The following is a 16721-nucleotide window of genomic DNA, read 5'->3' as shown; positions in this document are numbered from 1 at the left end:
TCACTCCAGGTGGCCGAGCTTCTCGTACAGCGTGGCCCGCGCGATGCCGAGCATGCGGGCCGCGGCGAGCTTGTTGCCGTTGGTCGCCTTGAGTGCCGCGCGGATCGCCTCCGCCTCGAGCGCCGCCACGGCGCGGTGCAGCGGCTTGCCGGCGTCGGCCTTCGAGGCAGGGGACGCTTGCAGCTCGCCCGCGCCGCCGAGCAGCGGTTGCAGATGCGCCGCCGCCAGCACCAGCTCGTCGGTCATCAGGCAGGCCTGCTCCAGCACGTTGCGCAGCTCGCGGATGTTGCCGGGCCAGGCCTGCGCGGCGAGCAGCTCCAGCGCATCGGCCGTCAGGATCTTGGGCACCGGCAGGCCGATGCGCCGGCCGATGTCCTCGAGCAGGTGGTCGGCCAGCGCGTCCAGGTCGGCCGCCCGGTCGCGCAGCGGCGGCAGGCGGATCGGCAGCACGTTGAGGCGGTAGTACAGGTCGGCCCGGAAGCGGCCCTCGGCCACCATCGCCTGCAGGTCGCGGCTGGTGGCCGCGATGATGCGCACGTCCACCCGCTCGACGCGGTTGCTGCCGAGCGGCTCGACCTCCTGCTCCTGCAGCACCCGCAGCAGCTTGGCCTGCAGGCCCAGGGGCATGTCACCGATCTCGTCGAGGAAAAGCGTCCCGCCGTCGGCGAGCTTGAACTTGCCGGCGCGGCCCTTGCGGTCGGCGCCGGTGAAGGCGCCGGGCGCGACGCCGAAGAACTCGGCTTCGAGCAGGGTGTCCGGGATGGCGGCGATGTTCACCCCGACGAAGGGCCCGGTGGCCCGGTGGCCGCCCGCGTGGATGCCCTGGGCCATCAGCTCCTTGCCGGTGCCTGTCTCGCCCAGCAGCAGCACGGTCGAATCGGTGCCGGCCACGCGCCGCGCCTGGCGCTTGACCTCCATCACCACGGCGCTCGAGCCGATGAAGCTGGCGATCGTGTACTTGGGGCGGCGCTGGGTGGCGAGCTCGCGCCGGGCATCCTCCAGCTCCTTCTGCAGGCGGCTGAACTTGGCCATCAGCGGCTGCATGGTGCTCTGGCTGTGATCGGGCGATTCGTTGAGCCACACCATGCCCACGGCGCCCAGCACCTGGCCGTGTTCGTCGCGCAGCGGCAGGCGGCTGACGAGGAAGGTGCCGGCCTTGTTGGTCAGCAGGTCCAGCACGATGGGGCGGCCCGAGTCGATGACCTGGTTCATCAGCGTGTTGGGCACCACCTCCTCCACCGGCCGGCCGACGAAATCCTGCTCGCGCTCGAAGCCCAGGGCGGGCAGGAAGTGCTTGTAGCCCTCGCTGATCCAGACGATGCGGTGCTGGCGGTCGACGACCATCATGCCCAGCGCCGTGCGGGCGAAGATGTCGAACATTGATTGCGCGGCCAGGCGCAGGACCTGGTCGGCGTCCTGCGGCAGGCGGGTGGGCGTCGGGCGGGCGGGCATGACAGTCGTTCAGTCGGCTGGCCGAATGTAGCGCCGGCCGGCGGGAGTGGCGCCGGGTGCATTCCCCGTGGCACTTTCGCCGGTGCGGTCTCGGGAGCAGTCCGTCGGCCGTGGCGGGGGCTTCGTCGCAAGGCGCGTCGCGCCACGCCCCGCGCTTGTGCAGAATCCGCTCATCCTGGGGTCATCCTCGCGAGGTCAGGCATGAAGAAGTGGATCAAGGACAACCGCGGGCTGCTGCTGTTCCTGCTGTGCTTCGGCTTCGTGCGCACCGCGGTGGCCGACTGGAACCCCATCCCCAGCGGATCCATGCGCCCCACCCTCGTGGAAGGCGACGTGGTGCTCGTCAACCGGCTGGCCTTCGATGCCAAGCTGCCGCTGACCGACATCTCGCTGCTGCGATTGGGCGACCCGCGCCGGGGCGACGTGGTCACCTTCAGCTCGCCGCGCGACGGCGAACGCCTGATCAAGCGCATCGTGGCCATTCCCGGCGACGTGGTGGAGCTGCGCGACGAGGTGCTCTTCGTCAACGGCGAGGCCGCGAACTACACCGATCAGCAGCAGGCCGAGGAGCCCGTCGGCTCGGGCCTGGTGGTGCCGGCCATCCGCGCGACGGAGGCCCTGGGCGGCAGCCAGCGCTCGGTGCAGTTCCTGCCGCCGCTTGGCGCGCGCCGCGACTTCGGCCCGCTGCGGCTGCAGGCCGACGAGTACTTCATGCTCGGCGACAACCGCGACAACAGCGAAGACTCGCGCTTCATCGGCCCGGTCCAGCGCAAGCTGCTGATCGGCCGCGCCCACCACATCGTGGTGTCGGCCGACATCCTCGGCTGGTGGAAGCCGCGCTTCGAGCGTACCGCGGCGCCGATCCGATGAGTGCCGCTGGCACGGGCTACTCCGGCACTCCGCTGGCCAGCAAGCTCGGGCTGAAGCCCGGCATGGCCATCCACGTCGCCGGCGAGCCCGAAGGCTACCGCGACTGGCTGGCCCCCTTGTCTGCGGAAGTGTGCTTCCTGCCGCGCCTGTCCGCCCAGGCGCAGCTCGTGCACCTGTTTGCCGACGAGCGCCGCGTGCTCCAGGCCGCATTGCGCGAATGCCGCGAGCAGCTTGCGCCCGATGCGGTCGTCTGGGTCTCCTGGCCCAAGAAGGCCAGCCGGCGCCCCACCGACATCACCGAGGACGTGATCCGCGAAGTCGCCCTGCCGATGGGCTACGTGGACATCAAGGTCTGCTCGGTCAGCGAGGTCTGGTCGGGCCTGAAGCTCGTCGTCCGCAAGAGCCTGCGTTAGGACCGCATAAGCAAGCCCCGGGCGGCTGCGGGTTTTTACGGGGTACTACGGACGCGAAGCCGCCGCGGCCGGGAGCAGACTCCCGCCTCCTCCACCGACGGACGAGGTCGCCATGCCGAGCAGCAGCCGCCGCAAGCCGCTTTACAAGTCGCTGTACTTCCAGGTCATCACCGCCATCGTCATCGGCGTGCTCCTGGGCCACTTCTACCCCGCCACCGGCGAGGCGATGAAGCCGCTCGGCGACGGCTTCATCAAGCTGATCAAGATGATCATCGCGCCGATCATCTTCTGCACCGTCGTGGTCGGCATCGCCGGCATGGAGGACATGAAGAAGGTCGGCAAGACCGGCGGCCTGGCGCTGCTGTACTTCGAGGCCGTCAGCACCATCGCGCTGGTGGTGGGCCTGATCATCGTCAACGTCATCCAGCCGGGCTCGGGCATGAACATCGATCCCGCGACGCTGGACACCAAGGCCATCGCCGCCTACACCGGCCCGGGCAAGATGCAGGGCACGGTCGACTTCCTGCTCAACATCATCCCCAGCACGGTGTTCGACGCCTTCGCGAAGGGCGAGATCCTGCAGGTGCTGCTGTTCTCGGTGCTCTTCGGCTTCGCCCTGCACCGCTTCGGCGGCCGCGGCACGCTCGTCTTCGATTTCATCGAGAAAAGCTCGCACGTCCTGTTCGCCATCGTCGGCATCATCATGAAGGTGGCCCCGCTCGGCGCCTTCGGGGCGATGGCCTTCACCATCGGCAAGTACGGCATCGGCTCGCTGCTTTCGCTGGGCAAGCTGATGGGCAGCTTCTACGCCACTTGCCTCATCTTCATCTTCGTGGTGCTGGGGCTGATCGCGCGGGCCCACGGCTTCTCGGTCTGGAAGTTCATCAAGTACATCAAGGAGGAGCTGCTCATCGTGCTGGGCACCTCGTCCAGCGAATCCGTGCTGCCCCGCATGATGGCCAAGATGGAGAACCTCGGCGCGCGCAAGTCGGTGGTGGGCCTCGTCATCCCGACGGGCTACTCCTTCAACCTCGACGGCACCTCCATCTACCTGACCATGGCGGCGGTCTTCATCGCCCAGGCCACCAACACGCCGATGACGCTGACGCAACAGTTGACGCTGCTGGGCGTGCTGCTGCTGACCTCCAAGGGTGCGGCGGGCGTCACGGGCAGCGGCTTCATCGTGCTCGCGGCCACGCTGTCCGCCGTGGGCGCCGTGCCGGTGGCCGGGCTGGCGCTGATCCTCGGCATCGACCGCTTCATGTCGGAGGCACGGGCGCTGACCAACCTGATCGGCAACGGCGTGGCCACCATCGTCGTCGCCAAGTGGACGGGCGACCTGGACACCGCGCGCCTTCAGCGCCAGCTCGATGGCGAGATGGACGCGGCGGCCGAGGCGCCGGAGGAAGTGCTCGACGCGGTCGACGCCCAGATGCCGGGCACCAACCCGGCAGCCGCGACCGCCCTGCATTGAACGGCGGGCACCCCGCTTGCTCATAGGGCCTCCGCAGTCGATGCGGCGGCCCTTCGCCATTTTCGAGCCCCGAAGAAGCGCCGATCCGCAAGAGCAGGGGTTTTTTCGGGTGTGCAGTTTTTGGCGGAAAGCCATGCTGCACACCTGATCAATCGTGGGGTTGTCCGGCCCTGGGCCGGCCCGTCTAATTCCGCAGCCAGGTCAACTGGCCTTGGTGTCGAAACACAAACACAGGGGAGCACCCCATGAGCAAGCAAGTCGTTCGGGCAGTGGTGGCCGCATCCGCGCTGCTGCTGGCCATGTCGGCGCAGGCCGCGCTGGTCACCTACCGCCTGTCGGGCTGGGTCACCCAGAGCGGAACCTTCGATGACGGCAGCACGGTGCCGCAGTTCACGCCGGTCACCCTGAGCTTCAGCTACGAGACCCGCCAGTCCGCGACCTCGCTGGAGCGGCACGAAGACGGCTCCGGTCGCGCCGCCTACGAATTCGGCCAGCCGTACCACTTCACCCTGCGCGTCGGCGATCACCGCGTGCGCACCGAGGGCTACCGGGTCACCATCAACAACGACCTGAACCAGCCCTTCGGCGACACCTTCGACCTCGAGGCGCTGGGCGGCGCCACCATCGACGGCGTGGCTCAGCCGCAGGCCCAGTTCACGCTTTCGCTGCTCAGCCAGGGCGGCCACACCGACGCCCTGCGCTCGCTCTCGCTGCCCAAGCACCTGAACGAGTGGGCCTTCGACGCCTTCCGCGCCGGGCGCCTGGGCATCGGCAGCGATCGCACGCTGCTGATGTTCGACATCCAGCGCATCAAGTCGACGGTCTGCGCAGAGGCCATCCCCGGCACCGACGACTGCGCCCAGTAAGCGCCCCGCCGGCCGCAAGCCGGCAGGGATGACGTGCCGGCCGGCGGGCGCCCGCCGGCCTCCTTGTCCAGCGCATGCTCGTTTCCCAGCCCTCGTGATCCGTGACAGCGGCATTACGATGGCCCGCATGCATGTCGCCAGCGCACCCGCCGAGCGCCGCGCCGCAGGGCAGCACGGCCATGGCTGCGCCCGCGCCCACCACGGCTTCCACACGCAGTGCCCGGCCAGCAAGCACTGGCTGTATCGGCCCAACGTCCACGCGCGTGTGATGCGCAGCGCACCGAGCGCCCCATGCATGATCCTTTCATGGCCAGGCGGACCGGCCTCAAGGCACTCGCGCGGGCTATCGCGCAGGCCCCGCCAGCCTTGAGCGACATCGCCTTCCCACACGACCAGGACGACGGAGACACCCGATGACTGCACGACTTCACCACCGCCGCCACGCCCTAGGGCTGATGGCCGCCGCGACCGCCCTCGCCAGCCCGCTGGCCTGGGGCCAGGCCGCGGGCTGGCCGACCAAGCCGGTGACGATCGTCGTGCCCTTCCCCGCCGGCGGCGGCACCGATGCCTTCGCCAGGCCCCTGTTCGCCGCGCTCACCCGCCAGACCGGCAAGCAGTTCATCATCGACAACCGTGGCGGCGCCGGCGGCACGGTGGGCGCCACCATCGCTTCCAAGGCCACTCCCGACGGCTACACCTTCTTCATGGGCGCGGTGCACCATGCCATCGCGCCGGCCATGTACCCCAAGCTGGATTACCACCTGGACACGGACTTCGTCCCGGTGGGCCTCATCTCCAGCGTGCCGCAGGTCATCGTCGTCAACCCGCAACGGGTGCCGGTGAACGACCTCAAGGGCCTGCTCGAGTACGTGCGCGCCAACCCCGGCAAGCTCAACTACGGCTCCGCGGGCAACGGCACTTCGCACCACCTCGCAGGCGAGCTGTTCAAGCTGCAGACCAAGACCTTCATCACCCACATCCCCTACCGCGGCGCGGGCCCGGCGCTGCAGGACCTGGTCGCCGGCCAGGTCGACATGATGTTCGACGGCCTGGCCTCGTCGGCCCAGCACATCAAGGGCGGCCGCATCAAGGCGCTGGCGGTGGCGGCCGACAAGCGCGCGCCCGGCTTCCCCGACGTCCCGACCACGGTCGAGGCCGGCGTGCCGAGCTACCAGGTCGCGACCTGGTACGGGCTCTGGGCGCCCAAGGGCACGCCCAAGGAGATCGTGGCCGCCATGCAGGCCGAGATGAAGAAGGCCTTTGCCGCCGAAGACATCAAGTCCGCCTGGAACGGCCTGGGCACCAACGTGCCCAACCTCTGGGGCGACGATTTCGGCAAGTTCGTGGCGTCCGAGACCAAGCGCTGGGCCGAGGTCGTGAAGTCCTCCGGCGCCAAGCTGGACTGATGGCTGGCCACGTCCATCTCCATCCAGCCGACGCCCAAGGCATCGCCACGCTGCGTTTCTCGCACCCCGGCAAGCTCAATGCGCTGACGGTGCGGATGTGGCGCGACCTGCGCGCGCTGCTGGAGGGCCTGAACCGCCTCGATGCCGACGAAGGCCCGCGGGTCATCGTCGTGCAGGGCGAGGGCGGCAGCTTCGTCGCCGGGGCGGACATCGAGGAGTTCCCGGACTTCCGCTTCGATGCCGAGACCCTGGCCCACTACCACGAGGAGGTCGTGGCCCCGGCCCTCGACGCGCTGCTCGATTGCGAGCGACCGCTGGTCGCGCAGATCGAGGGCGCGTGCGTCGGCGGCGGGCTGGAGATCGCGGCCTGCTGCGACATCCGCCTGTGCGGCGAATCCAGCCGCTTCGGCGTGCCCATCGCCAGGCTGGGTTTCCCGATGGCGCCGCACGAGGTCGAGATCGTCGCCCGCGTGATCGGCGAGACGACGCTGCGCGAGCTGCTGCTGGAGGCACGTGTGCTGAACGCCGCCGAGGCGCGCGAGCGCGGCCTGGTGACGCGGGTGGTGGAGGATGCGCAAGTCGCCGCCGAGGCCCGCCGCAGCGCCGAGGCGATGGCCGCCCTTTCGCCCCAGGCGCTGCGCCTCTCCAAGCGCGCGCTGCGCCAGTTCGCCCACCGCGCACCGCTGAGCAGCCGCGACGAGCGCGCCCCGCACTATGACTACGCCTCCTCGGCCGAGCACCGCGAAGGCCTGGCCGCGTTCAACGAGAGACGACCGGCGCGATTCGGCAGCCCGCTGCCGCCGGCCGACAAGCACGACGACAAGACATGAACCTTTTCACTGCCCTGCGAAAGGCCTTCCCCGAGGACCTGGATGCCTGCGCGATCGAGCCGTGCGATGGCCCGGACACCTCGCACTGCTACACCTGGCGCGACCTGGACGGCGCCAGCGCACGCATCGCCAACCTGCTGGATTCGCTGGACTTGCCGCCGGCGAGCCGCGTGGCCGTGCAGGTCGAGAAAAGCGTCGAGGCGCTGTTGCTGTACCTTGCCGTTCTGCGCGCCGGCCACGTCTTCCTGCCGCTGAACACCGCCTACCAGGCGGCCGAGATCGAGTACTTCATCGGCAATGCCGAGCCGGCGGTCGTCGTGTGCTCGGGCAGGAATTTCGGCTGGGTCAGCCGCCTCGCCTTCCAGCGCGGCACGACCCACGTCTTCACGCTCAACGACGATCGAACGGGCACGCTGCTGGACCGCGCTGCCTTCCAGGCCGACGAGCACACGCCCGCGCCCAAGAGCCCGGACGACCTCGCGGCCATCCTCTACACGAGCGGCACCACCGGGCGCAGCAAGGGAGCGATGCTCTCGCACGGCAACCTGCTGTCCAACGCCGAGACGCTCAAGGACTACTGGGGCTGGCAGCCCGGCCGGGACGTGCTCATCCACGCCTTGCCCATCTTCCACGTGCACGGCCTGTTCGTCGCCTCGCACGCCGCCCTTCTCGCCGGCAGCAGGATGCTCTGGTTCTCCAGGTTCGATCCCAAGGCCGTCGTCAGGCGCCTGCCCGAGGCCACCGTCTTCATGGGCGTGCCCACGCTCTACGTGCGCCTGCTGGGCGAGGCCGGGTTGACCAGAGAAGCCTGCCGCCACATGCGCCTGTTCATCAGCGGCTCGGCGCCCCTGCTGATCGAGACCTTCAACGACTGGCGCGAGCGCACCGGCCACACCATCCTCGAGCGCTACGGCATGAGCGAGACGGTGATGCTCACCTCGAATCCCTACCGGCCCGAGGACGGCGAGCGCCGCGGGGGAACCGTCGGCTTTCCGCTGCCGGGCGTGTCCCTGCGCATTCGCGGCGACCAGGGCCAGGCGCTGGCCGAGGGCGAGATCGGCGGCATCGAGGTCAGGGGTCCCAACGTCTTCGCCGGCTACTGGCGCATGCCGGAAAAGACGAAGGAGGAGTTCACCGCCGACGGCTGGTTCAAGACCGGCGACGTCGGCAAGGTGGACGCCGACGGCTACGTCACCATCGTCGGCCGCAGCAAGGACCTGATCATCACCGGCGGCTACAACGTCTACCCGGCCGAGGTCGAGGGCTACCTCAACGAGCTGCCCGGCGTGGCCGAGAGCGCGGTGATCGGCGTGCCCCACCCCGACTTCGGCGAAGGCGTGGTCGCGGTGGTGGTGGCGCGGCCGGGCGCCTCGATCGACGCCCGCGGGCTCATGGACTCGCTGAAGACGAAGATCGCCGCCTTCAAGGTGCCCAAGCAGCTCTTCCTCGTCGAGGAGCTGCCGAGGAACACGATGGGCAAGGTGCAGAAGAACCTCTTGCGCGAAAGGCACGAGGGAGCGTTCAAGGCCCTGGGCCGATCGTGAGCGGCTCGACCTGATCGCCGAGCCGTGGTGAGCAGGCCAGCAAGGTTCGAGCCTCCAGGCCGCATCGGATGTCAGGCATGAACAGCCGACACGGCCACGGGCGTGCAGACCAGCTTCGACAGCTCACCGAGGCCGACGGGTGGCACCGGCAGCCACGGCAGCGCGAACAAGCGCCTGGCCAGGCCTGCGGACATGCGGTCGATCTGCCGGCGCTCACCCGCCAGTCGAGCCTGCAGCAGTGGATCCTTGGTGCCAGCCGCCAGCACGCTCTTGTTGAGGACCCAGGCATGGGGCTCGACATGGGCCCTGCGCAGGTCCTCCTGAAGCGCGGCCGCTTGCGACACCGGTGTCACTTCGGGCAGCGTCACGAGGATGATCTTGGTGTACGAGGCGTCCTGCAGCCGCATCAACGGCGTCACGATGCGTGCCGCGCCGCGTGCTTCGAACTCCCGCGCCGTCTGCCGGTGGTAGGCGCCGGTCGCGTCCATCAGCAGCATCGAATGACCTGTGGGCGCCGTGTCCAGCACGACGAATGAACTGCGACCTTCGCTGACGATTCGCGAAAAGGCGTGAAAGACCGCGACCTCTTCCGTGCAGGGTGACTGCAGGTCTTCCAGCAGCAGCTGTCTTTCCTGCGTGTCGAGGCCGGGCGCCCTGGCCGCCAGGATCTTGTCGATGTAGCGCTGCGTCTCGACCTTCGGATCGATGCGGCTCACGAGCAGGCCCGGCACCTCCGCGTCCAGCGTGGCGGCCAGGTGAGCCGCGGGGTCGGTGGTGCTCAGGTGCACGCTCTTGCCCCGCTGAACGAGGCCGAGCGCCAAAGCCGCGGCGATGGTGGTCTTGCCGACGCCCCCCTTGCCCATCACCATGATCAGGACATGTTCGGCAGCGGCCAGGTCATCGGCCAGCGCCGCCAGGCCGGGCAGCGCGATGCCGTCCGGGCCTCCTTCTGCCTCGCGCAGGGCGACCGGTGCGGCCGCGGGAAGCAGCAATGCACGCAAGGCCTGCAAACCGACGGTATCGAAGGAGCGCAGCGGCACCCGGTCCTGTGGGAGTTCTCGCAGTGATCCGGGCATGTCGTCCAGGGCCTGCTGTCCCAGGCCCTCGATGGCGCAGGCCACGGCGTCGGCGCGATCGCTGGCACGGAACACGCCATTGACCACCAGGCGCTGATGGGCCAGCCCGAGCTCGCGCAACTCGCTGGAAGTGCGCGCCGCCTCGGCGATGGCGCCCTGATCGGGCCGGGTCACCAGGACCACGGTGGTCCTGGCTGGGTCGCTCAAGGCATCGAGCGCGGCCTGGAACCGGGCTTCCTGCATCTTCAGCCCGGAATGCGGCCCGAGGCAGGAGGCGCCCCGGTCGTTCCCCTGCAGGAAGCCGGTCCAGGCCTTCGGCAGGCTCAGCAGCCGCAAGGTGTGCCCGGTGGGCGCGGTGTCGAAGATGACGTGATCCCAGGGCTGGTCGCCGTCGGCCAGCAGGCCAGAGAACTCGTCGAAGGCCGCGATCTCGGTGGTGCAGGCGCCGGACAGTTGCTCGCGCACCGTGGCCCGATCCTGCTCGCTCGCGGACAGTTGCATCTGCGCCAGCACGCGCTGGCGATAGGACTCGGCCGCATTGGCCGGGTCGATGTTCAGCACCGACAGGCCGGGCGCGCCGGGGACAGGGACGGGCGTGTTGCGCAGCTCGATGCCGAGCATCTCGTCCAGGTTGGACGCGGCGTCGGTGCTGACAAGCAGCACCTTCCTCCCGGCATCGGCCAGCCTCAGCGCCGCGGCCGCGGACAGCGAGGTCTTGCCCACACCGCCCTTGCCGGTGAAGAACAGGTGTCTCGTCGGGCGGTCCAGGAATCCGATGTCGAGCGGCTGGATCCAGGATTGCACCGCTTCGCGGGATGGGATGCCGCCGCTGTGGACCACCTGGCCTTCGACGACGACGGCCGGCGTGGCGCGCACCCCGAAGGTCTTGATCTCGGCCGGGCTTTCGACCTTGATGATCCGGACTTCGATGCCCGCGTCCCGGGCGGCGCGCTCGATGAGGCCGATCGTGCTGCGGCACTTGCTGCAGCCCGACCCCAGAACCTTGATCTCCATGGACTTGTCCTCCAGGCGGAACTGTGATCCGCCTGGCGCCAGTCGGGTTGATGATGATCAAGCTGCGGATCCGCCTGCCTCGGCCTCGTCTCGGCTCTCGCTGCCAGCTCCCTGCCCGCGCGGCCCTGCGATTTCGTTGACGGCTTCCACCGGGTCCTCGTCCCGCCGATGCGCCCAGCGGTAAAGGACGGGCAGCACCAGCAGCGTGAGCATCGTCGAGGACAGGACACCGCCTATGACGACCGTCGCCAGCGGCCGCTGCACTTCGGCGCCCGTGCCCGTCGCCAACGCCATCGGCACGAAACCGAGTGAAGCGACCAGTGCCGTCATCAGCACCGGCCGCAGCCGCGCCAGCGCACCTTCGCGCAGGGCCTCGTCCAGGCCCTTGCCGTCTTCGCGCAGTTGCCGGATGAAGGACAGCATCACCAGGCCATTGAGCACCGCCACGCCCGACAGCGCGATGAAGCCCACCGCGGCAGAGATGGAAAGCGGAATGCCCCGTGCCCACAAGGCCAGCACGCCGCCGGTGAGGGCGAAGGGGATGCCGGTGAACACCAGCAGCCCGTCCTTCACGTTGCCGAACATGGCGAACAGCAGCACGAAGACCATCAGCAGCGCGAGCGGCACGACCAGCATCAGCCGCTGGCGCGCGGATTCGAGCTGCTCGAAGGTGCCGCCCCAGGTCGTCCAGTAGCCGGGCGGCACCTTCACCTGCTGCTCGATCGCCGCCTGCGCATCGGCCACGAAGGAGCCCAGGTCGCGCCCGGTGACGTTGGCACTGACGACGACGCGGCGCTTGCCGTTCTCGCGCGAGACCTGGTTCGGCCCCGGCGAGAGGTCCAGCGTGGCCAGTTCCGCCAGCGGGACGTAGGCCGCGCGCCCATCGGCCCCGGGCCGCGGCAAGGGGATCGGCAGGCGCCGCAGCGCGTCCGGGTCCTCACGCACCGCATCGGGCAGGCGCACCAGCACGTCGAAGCGCCGGTCGCCCTGGAAGAGGGTGCCGGCCTCGCGCCCACCGATGGCCGTGGCCACGGCGTCCTGCACCTCGGTCATGTCCAGGCCGTAGCGGCTCGCGCGTGAGCGGTCGATGTCCACCGTCAGCATGGGCAGGCCGGTGGTCTGCTCGACCTGGACCTCGGTCGCGCCGGCCACGCCTTGCAAGGCCAGCGCGATGCGCGCCGCCGTGTCGTTCAGCACCTCGTTGTCGTCGCCGAAGACCTTCACCGCCACGTCCGAACGAACGCCGGAGATGAGCTCGTTGAAGCGCAGCTGGATGGGCTGGGAGAACTCGTAGTTGCTGCCCGGGACCTTGGCCGCCTCTTCGCGCACGGCGGCCAGCAGCTCGTCGCGCGTCCTGCGCGGCTCGGGCCACTGGTCCCTGGGCTTGAGCATGATGTAGCCGTCGGAGATGTTGGGCGGCATCGGATCCGCCGCGATCTCGGCGGTGCCGGTGCGGGCGAAGATCCGCTCGATCTCGGGGAACCGGGCCTTGAGGTGGCTCTCGAGCCGGCTCTGCATCTGCACCGACTGGGTGAGGCTGGTGCCGGGCACGCGCAGCGCCTGGATGGCGAAGTCGCCTTCGTTCAGGTTGGGCACGAACTCCGAGCCCAGCCGCGTGCCGACGGCGGTGCAGAAGACGACGAGCACGGCGGCAAAGGTCAGCACCACGGGGGCATTGGCCATCGATTCGCCAAGCATCGGCCGGTAGCGCTGCTCGGCCCATCGCATGAGGCGGCTCTCCTGCTCGGCCACGCGCTCGCCCATGAACACCGCCACCGCCGCCGGCACGAAGGTGACCGACAGCAGCATCGCCCCCAGCAGCGCCAGCAGCACCGTGTACGCCATCGGATGGAACATCTTCGCTTCCACGCCGGTCAGCGCCAGGATGGGCACGTAGACCACCATGATGATGAGCTGCCCATAGAGCAAGGGGCGGCGTGCCTCGCGGGCCGCCGCGAAGACTTCGTGCAGCCGCTCCGACCGGCTCAGCGGCCGCCCGTGGCGGGCCTGCGCATGCGCGAGGCGGCGCACGCAGTTCTCGACGATCACCACCGCGCCATCGACGATGATCCCGAAGTCCAGCGCGCCCAGGCTCATCAGGTTGGCGCTGATGCCGGCCTGGAGCATGCCGGTGAAGGTGAGCAGCATGGCCAGCGGGATCACCAGCGCGGTGATCAGCGCCGCGCGCAGGTTGCCGAGGAAGAGGAACAGCACGGCCACCACCAGGGCCGCCCCTTCGAGCAGGTTGGTCTGCACCGTCCGGATGGCCTTGTCGACCAGCACCGTGCGGTCGTACACGGTGACGGCGCGCACGCCCTCCGGCAGCGTCTTGTTGATGGCCAGCATCCGCGCATCGACGTCGCGCGAGACGGCGCGGCTGTTCTCGCCCATGAGCATGAAGACCGTGCCGAGCACCACCTCCCGGCCGTTCTCGGTCGCCGCGCCGGTGCGCAGTTCACGGCCGAGCTCCACCTCGCCGATGTCGCGGATGCGGATGGGCTGGCCTTGCGCGGTGCCCACGATGACGTCGCGCAGGTCGGCCATCGACTGCACCTGCCCCGGCGCGCGCACGAGGTACTGCTCGCCGTGGCGCTCGATGTAGCCGGCGCCCTGGCTGGCGTTGTTCCGCTCCAGCGCGCGCACCACGTCGGCGAGACCGAGGCCATGCGCGAAGAGCCGCTCCAGGCTGGGTGCCACGACGTACTGCTTCTCGAAGCCGCCGATGGAGTTGATCTCGGTGACGCCCGGCACGTTGCGCAGCTGCGGCTTGATGACCCAGTCCTGGATCTCGCGCAGGTCGGCCGGCGTGTAGGGCTGGCCGTCGGGCCGGCGGGCGTCGGGCGCGGCCTCCACCGTCCACAGGTAGATCTCGCCCAGGCCGGTGGAGATGGGCCCCATGGCGGGCGTGACGCCGGCGGGCAGCCGATCGCGCGCCTGCTGCAGGCGCTGGTTGACCAGCTGCCGCGCGAAGTGGATGTCGGTGCCGTCCTGGAAGATGACGTTCACCTGCGACAGGCCGTAGCGCGACAGCGAGCGCGTCTGCTGCAGCCCGGGCAGGCCCGCCATCACCGTCTCGACGGGATAGGTGATGCGCTGCTCGATCTCCAGCGGCGAGTAGCCGGCCGCCTCGGTGTTGACGACGACCTGGACGTTGGAGATGTCGGCCACCGCGTCGACCGGCAGCCGGCTGTAGCTGTAGACGCCGACGCCGGACATGCCGAGCACGGCCAGCAGGACGAGCCATCGCTGCTCGATGCAGAAACGGATGATGCGTTCGAACATGTCGGTCCCTCCGCGCTCAGTGCCCGTGCCCGGCGCTGGCCTTGCCGAGCTCCGACTTCAGGACGAAGGTGTTGGCCGTCGCGACCGGGTCGGCCGGCTGCAGGCCGCGCAGGATCTCGACGGTCTTGCCGTCCGCGCGGCCGGTCTCCACCGCAACGGCCTGGAAGCCGCCGGGCACCGCCTTGAAGACCGTTGACTGGCGGCCGATGGCCTGCACGGCCTCCGCCGGCACGGCGACGGCGACCTGCTCTTGCGCGCCCTGCACCTTGACCGTCACGAACAGACCGGGCCGCCAGGCGTCCTGCGGGTTGGCGAGGACGACGCGGGCGCGCGCCGTGCGCGTCTGCTCGCCCAGCAGGGCGCCGACGTACGAGATGGTCCCCTCGACCGTCTGCGGGAAGGCCGTGGAGGACACGACCACCTGGCGGCCGACGCGCACGACGGCCAGGTCCTGGGGCGCCACGGCGAACTCCGCCCACACCGAGCGCAGGTCGGAGACGGTGAAGATGCTCGCGTCTTCCTTGACCGCCTCGCCGAGCGCCAGGTGCTTCTCGACCACGGTGCCGTCGAAGGGTGCACGGATTTCGAAGCGGTTCAGGCCCGAAGAGCTGGCGGACGCGCCCACGGCCGCGAGCTTCTGGCGGGCGTTGGCCACGGCGATGTCGGCTTCGCGCAGCGCAGCCTGGGCCTGCAGGTAGTCCTGCTCTGCCGAGATGCGGTCCTGCCAGAGCTTCTTCTCCCGCTCGTGGGTCGCCGCAGCGGCCTCCCGCCGGCGCTCGGCGGTGAGCAGCTCGCTGCGCTGATCGGACAAGGCTGTGCTCGCGACAACGGCAAGCACCTCGCCCTTGCGCACCGCCTGGCCGAGTCGTGCCGGCACCGCTTCGGCGACACCCGCCAGCCGAGGCACGACGTGGGCCGTGCGATCCTCGTCGAAACGGATCTCGCCCTGGAACTCGTGAATGGCCTGCAGTGGCGCCGGCCCGGCCGGTGCGACGGCGATGCCCGCCGCTTGCTGCTGCTCCGCGCTGAGCTCGATGCGGCCTTCGCCGGCAGGCTCGCCGCCGTGTCCGGCCTCGTGCCCTTCTTCGTGTTCATGCGCTGCGTCGCCGGAGTTCTCCGGCTTCTTGGCCAGCAGCACAGCCCCGCTGCCGAGCAACCCAAGGGCCACCATCGCCGCGATGGCGAGGCTTTGCTTCTTCGTGATGGACATGTGCAGGTTCTTTCGCTGTCAGCGACCGACGACGCGGTCGATGTCGGTCGCGGCCCGGTGGGCGGCGGCCAGGGTGTCGAGGTAGTGCGAGCGGGCCTGCAGCAGCGTTCGCTGTGCGTCCAGCACGTCGAGGACACCGAACTTGCCGGCTTCGAAACCGCGGCTGGCCGCCTCCTGGGCCTGTTGCGCCGCAGGCAACACGACGGACTGCAGCGTCTGCAGCGTGGCGTTGGCCACGGCCAACCGGCTGGACGCATCCTGCAGTTCGACGAGCAGGCGCCGGCGGAGGTCGAGCTCGTCATCCGCGGCCCTGTCGGCTCGCTGGTTCGCCTCGCGGATGGCGCCCTGGTTGCGGTCGAACAAGGGCAGCGGGATCGAGAGGCCGATCACCGCCTGCGAGCGGCCCAGTTCGTTGTCCCGCCGGCTGCCGAGGCTGAGGGTGACGTCGGGCATGGCCTTCGTTCGCTCCACCTCGGCGAGGGCGCGTCGTCGGCCGACTTCCAGCCGTGCGGCGGCGAGCATGGGGGCGTGCTCCAGCTGCGCAGCGAGTTCGGCCAGCGGCGGGCGCGGCAAGGCATTCGGAACGTCGGCCGAAACCTGGTCGAACTGCGGCTCGCCATCGCCCATCAGGCTCGCGAGGGCGAAGCGCGTTCGCTGCCATGCCGCGTTCGCCTCTGCCGCCGAGAGCTGGACCTGGGCCTGTTCGACCTGGGCACGCGTGGCCTCGACCGGCGAGGCCTTCCCGGCCGCGGCGCGGCGTGCAACCACGTCGGCCCCTCGGGTCGCCAGATCGACGGCCTTTGCGGCCAGTGCGTGGCGCTCCTGGGCGACCACGACGGCGAAGTAGGCCTCGGTCACACGCGACCTGAACTCGGCTCGCGTGCGCGCCAGTTCGGCCGCTGCCACATCGCGAGCGCGAGCCGCAGCAGCGACGCGCGCGCCTCGCTGGCCACCGAGTTCGAGCGGGACGTCGACGGTGGCGGTGGTCGTGCGACTCTGGCTGCGGGTGTCCTCCAGCGTCAGGTTGAGCACCGGGTTGCGCCGCGCGCCGGCCTGTTCGAGGGCGCCGTCGGCGGCCTCCACCTCGCGGGCGGCGGCCGTGATCGCGGCGCTGTGTCGAAGAGCCTGCTCGAGCGCGCGCTCAAGCGTGAGGGTGGTCTGTGCCGCGAGCGGCACGGGGCTGAGTGCAAAGGCCGCCAGCCCGAGCGGCCACAAGAGTTTTCTCATCGAATCTCATGGTGTGAACCTCGGATTCGGCGAGACGACGACAACGATGGGAAGCGC

Annotated in this window: 12 protein-coding genes; 7 read left to right on the top strand and 5 right to left on the bottom strand. The window is 69.8% G+C overall.

Going from position 1 to position 16721, the window contains the following annotated elements:
• The gene (locus ACS5PM_RS15265; RefSeq protein ID WP_439388504.1) at nt 1-1452 is read right to left on the bottom strand and encodes a sigma-54 interaction domain-containing protein; all 1452 of its coding nucleotides are present in this window, start codon (nt 1450-1452) and stop codon (nt 1-3) included.
• Nucleotides 1453-1653: 201 nt separating this feature from the next.
• Here ACS5PM_RS15265 and lepB point away from each other — a divergent pair, with 201 nt between their 5' ends.
• The 7 genes from lepB to ACS5PM_RS15230 all read left to right on the top strand — a co-directional run bounded on the left by lepB (nt 1654) and on the right by ACS5PM_RS15230 (nt 8855).
• On the top strand, nt 1654-2322 hold the full coding sequence (gene lepB / locus ACS5PM_RS15260; protein ID WP_439388503.1) for a signal peptidase I: 669 nt from the start codon (nt 1654-1656) through the stop codon (nt 2320-2322).
• Complete coding sequence (locus ACS5PM_RS15255) at nt 2319-2735, top strand: DUF3052 family protein (RefSeq protein ID WP_439388502.1); 417 nt, start codon at nt 2319-2321, stop codon at nt 2733-2735. Before lepB ends, ACS5PM_RS15255 begins: the two co-directional genes overlap by 4 nt.
• A 112-nt stretch (nt 2736-2847) precedes the next feature.
• On the top strand, nt 2848-4209 hold the full coding sequence (locus ACS5PM_RS15250; protein ID WP_439388501.1) for a dicarboxylate/amino acid:cation symporter: 1362 nt from the start codon (nt 2848-2850) through the stop codon (nt 4207-4209).
• Between the two features lie 245 nt (nt 4210-4454).
• On the top strand, nt 4455-5075 hold the full coding sequence (locus ACS5PM_RS15245; protein ID WP_439388500.1) for a hypothetical protein: 621 nt from the start codon (nt 4455-4457) through the stop codon (nt 5073-5075).
• 413 nt (nt 5076-5488) lie between these two features.
• The gene (locus ACS5PM_RS15240; RefSeq protein ID WP_439388499.1) at nt 5489-6481 is read left to right on the top strand and encodes a Bug family tripartite tricarboxylate transporter substrate binding protein; all 993 of its coding nucleotides are present in this window, start codon (nt 5489-5491) and stop codon (nt 6479-6481) included.
• Nucleotides 6481-7311 (top strand): enoyl-CoA hydratase/isomerase family protein, encoded by an 831-nt coding sequence (locus tag ACS5PM_RS15235; RefSeq protein ID WP_439388498.1) that lies wholly within the window; start codon nt 6481-6483, stop codon nt 7309-7311. Before ACS5PM_RS15240 ends, ACS5PM_RS15235 begins: the two co-directional genes overlap by 1 nt.
• Nucleotides 7308-8855, top strand: a complete 1548-nt coding sequence (locus ACS5PM_RS15230) for a malonate--CoA ligase (RefSeq protein ID WP_439388497.1) — start codon at nt 7308-7310, stop codon at nt 8853-8855. Before ACS5PM_RS15235 ends, ACS5PM_RS15230 begins: the two co-directional genes overlap by 4 nt.
• A 71-nt stretch (nt 8856-8926) precedes the next feature.
• Here the strand turns inward: ACS5PM_RS15230 and arsA are convergent, their stop codons facing one another.
• The 4 genes from arsA to ACS5PM_RS15210 are packed head-to-tail and all read right to left on the bottom strand — an operon-like array spanning nt 8927 to nt 16664.
• Nucleotides 8927-10945, bottom strand: a complete 2019-nt coding sequence (gene arsA, locus ACS5PM_RS15225) for an arsenical pump-driving ATPase (RefSeq protein WP_439388496.1) — start codon at nt 10943-10945, stop codon at nt 8927-8929.
• A gap of 57 nt (nt 10946-11002) precedes the next feature.
• A complete protein-coding gene (locus tag ACS5PM_RS15220) occupies nt 11003-14227 on the bottom strand; it encodes a CusA/CzcA family heavy metal efflux RND transporter (protein ID WP_439388495.1) in 3225 nt (1074 codons plus the stop codon).
• Between the two features lie 16 nt (nt 14228-14243).
• Entirely contained in the window at nt 14244-15437 is a 1194-nt protein-coding gene (locus ACS5PM_RS15215; protein ID WP_439388494.1) for an efflux RND transporter periplasmic adaptor subunit, read from the bottom strand.
• A gap of 18 nt (nt 15438-15455) precedes the next feature.
• Nucleotides 15456-16664 carry a TolC family protein gene (locus ACS5PM_RS15210; protein ID WP_439388493.1) on the bottom strand — a complete coding sequence of 403 codons (1209 nt, stop codon included), beginning with the start codon at nt 16662-16664 and terminating at the stop codon, nt 15456-15458.
• Between the last annotated feature and the right edge of the window lie 57 nt (nt 16665-16721).

Origin of the sequence: Ideonella flava, from assembly GCF_051857595.1 — a bacterium.
Taxonomy (GTDB): domain Bacteria; phylum Pseudomonadota; class Gammaproteobacteria; order Burkholderiales; family Burkholderiaceae_C; genus Ideonella.
Note: the sequence above shows the minus strand (reverse complement) of the source record. Positions and strands in the feature narration are given on the sequence as shown.